Origin of the sequence: Thalassospira sp. UBA1131 (genome assembly GCF_002311515.1) — a bacterium.
GTDB lineage: Bacteria > Pseudomonadota > Alphaproteobacteria > Rhodospirillales > Thalassospiraceae > Thalassospira.
This window is the reverse complement of the sequence record NZ_DCAO01000065.1, coordinates 69,524-71,926: the sequence shown is the minus strand read 5'-3', so window position 1 is coordinate 71,926 and position 2,403 is coordinate 69,524. Positions and strand designations below refer to the sequence as shown.

The following is a 2,403-nucleotide window of genomic DNA, read 5'->3' as shown; positions in this document are numbered from 1 at the left end:
TCGGTTTTGGTGATCAGGCAGGCGCCGATTTCGTCGGCTTTTGCGGCGTTCGGGGCCGCAGTCATACCCAGTGCAAGCGCACCAAGGGCGGCGCCAAGAAGTGCTTTCTTCATTTGTTTCCTCCCAGGACTGAACCTGAATATTTGGCCATTTTGGCCTGATTTTGCTGTTTTCCAACAGGTCGTGACACGCGTTTTTGGGTTCGGGTCTTCAACCTGTATGACCATACGACACACCAAATGAGCCACACTGTCAATTAATAAATCCGATTGATTTATTAATTAATCCTGTCACTCTGATTGGTACTCAGGTTACCTAATGCCCGAGTGGGAGGAACATATGACAGGTAGCATCTCTGCAAACCCGGACGATATCGGGGCGGATGATCGCACTGTCCGTCCATTGCATCCGGGCGGCGGTGCCAATCAGTTGCGCGTACGCGCCTATAACGAACGGCTTGTGTTGTCGCTGGTGCGTCGTAATGCCGGTCTGTCCAAGGCCGATATTGCAAGGCTTTCCGGGCTTTCGGCCCAGACCGTTTCCGTCATCATGCGCGCACTAGAACAAGACGGGCTTTTGATGCGCGGCACGCCGGTGCGCGGCAATGTTGGCAAGCCAAAGGTGCCGATGGCGCTCAATCCCGACGGGGTTTATTCCTTTGGGCTCAAGATCGGGCGGCGCAGCACGGAATTGATCCTGATGGATTTCGTCGGATCGGTGCGCGCCACCAAACGCGAAGCGTATAAATATCCCACCCCCGATGGCATTCGCCGTTTCGTCCGTGGTGCTGTCGATGACATACTGACCGGTCTTGATCGCAACCAGATTGACCGCATTGCCGGGGTCGGCATCGCTGCCCCGTTTGAACTTTGGAACTGGGTCGATGAGGTCGGCGCACCGGTCGAAGACATGAATGCCTGGCGCGAGGTTGATCTGGTCGATGCAATTGCCGCCATCGTGCCGTTTCCGGTCTTTCAGCAAAATGACGCGACCGCGGCCTGCGGGGCAGAATTGGTCTTTGGCCTTGGTCCGAACTATTCCGATTTTGCCTATTTCTTTATCGGGTCGTTTATTGGCGGCGGGGTTGTGCTTAATCAGGCGCTCTATGCCGGGCGGACGGGTAATGCAGGCGCCTTTGGCTCCATGCCGGTCTCCTCACGCAGCGGCCATCCCAGCCAGTTGATTGATCAGGCCTCGATCTTTGTGCTTGAACAGATGCTGACCCGCGAAGGCGGCGATCCGGCGATGCTATGGCGCGATCCCGATTACTGGCATGGCCTTGGCAAGACGCTTGATATCTGGATTGAACACACCGCGCGCAGTCTGGCGATTGCCATCACCTCGGTCTGCTCGGTAATTGATTTCGAAGCCGTCATTGTCGATGGTGGCTTCCCGGCGGATGTCTGTGAACGGGTGGTTGCCGCAACCCGCGCCGCGATTTCCGAGCTCGATCTGCAAGGCATTGAACGCCCCCGCATCGAACAGGGGCGGGTGGGCAGTGCCGCACGCGCCATCGGTGCGGCAAGTCTGCCCTTGTTCTCGCGCTATCTGCTGGATCAGAACGTTTTGTTCAAACAGATGGCCTGATCCAACATCAACTTAGAAATTGTCTTTGCGTTTGCGAATCTCGGTAAAGATCGCAACCGGGCTTTCGCCACTCATCCCCAATGCCGCGGCAACCGATGGCTCATCGGCGCGCAGGAACGGATTGGTCACAAGCTCCACATCCAGGCGCGATGGAATGGTCGGAAGGTTGCGGGCGCGAAGCCCGTCAATATCCTGGCACCGTGCGATCAGGATGGCGTTGTCGGGCTCGATCGTTTTGGCGAATTTCGCATTGGCCTGGGTATATTCATGGCCGCAATAGACCTGCGTGCTGGCCGGAAGATTGCGAAACTTCTGCAAGGAATGCCACATCTGTTCGGGGGTGCCCTCAAACAAACGCCCGCAGCCCAGCGCAAACAGGCTGTCGCCTGAAAACAGCGCGGTGATGGCCGGGAAATAGAACGCGATATGCCCGCTGGTATGACCCGGCACATCAAATACCCGTCCTTCCAGATCCCCGATCAGAACCTGATCGCCCTCGCCGCACGTTTCATCCATGTTGGGGATGCGCGCGGTTTCGGCCGTCGGGCCCAGCAATTTCGCACCGTATTTCTCGATCAATTCGGCATTGCCGCCGATATGGTCATGGTGGTGATGGGTGTTGATCACCAGATCAAGGCTCCAGTCGCGCTCTTCAAGGGCGGCAATCACCGGGCCTGCTTCGCCCGGATCAACGATGGCGGTGACTTCGCTGCGGTGGCAGCGCACAAGATAGGTGTAATTGTCTGAAAGACACGGAATGACGATGACTTCACCGGCAGCCATGGCGTACCTCAAAATGTAATTTCTATGTTGGGG

The 2,403-nt window shown here is 56.8% G+C and carries 2 protein-coding genes; one reads left to right on the top strand and one right to left on the bottom strand.

All coding sequences use genetic code 11. The annotated features are described in order from the left end of the window. Nucleotides 1-339: 339 nt before the first annotated feature. A complete protein-coding gene (locus tag B3Z49_RS10180; protein ID WP_296990530.1) occupies nucleotides 340-1,587 on the top strand; it encodes an ROK family transcriptional regulator in 1,248 nt (415 codons plus the stop codon). A gap of 12 nt (nucleotides 1,588-1,599) precedes the next feature. Here the strand turns inward: B3Z49_RS10180 and gloB are convergent, their stop codons facing one another. Then, the gene (gene gloB / locus B3Z49_RS10175; RefSeq protein WP_296990528.1) at nucleotides 1,600-2,370 is read right to left on the bottom strand and encodes a hydroxyacylglutathione hydrolase; all 771 of its coding nucleotides are present in this window, start codon (nucleotides 2,368-2,370) and stop codon (nucleotides 1,600-1,602) included. Nucleotides 2,371-2,403: the final 33 nt, after the last annotated feature.

Coding starts and splice junctions, on each gene's coding strand:
- B3Z49_RS10180 (WP_296990530.1), top strand. CDS start 340: ATGACAGGTAGCATCTCTGCAAACCCGGACGATATCGGGGCGGATGAT.
- gloB (WP_296990528.1), bottom strand. CDS start 2,370: ATGGCTGCCGGTGAAGTCATCGTCATTCCGTGTCTTTCAGACAATTAC.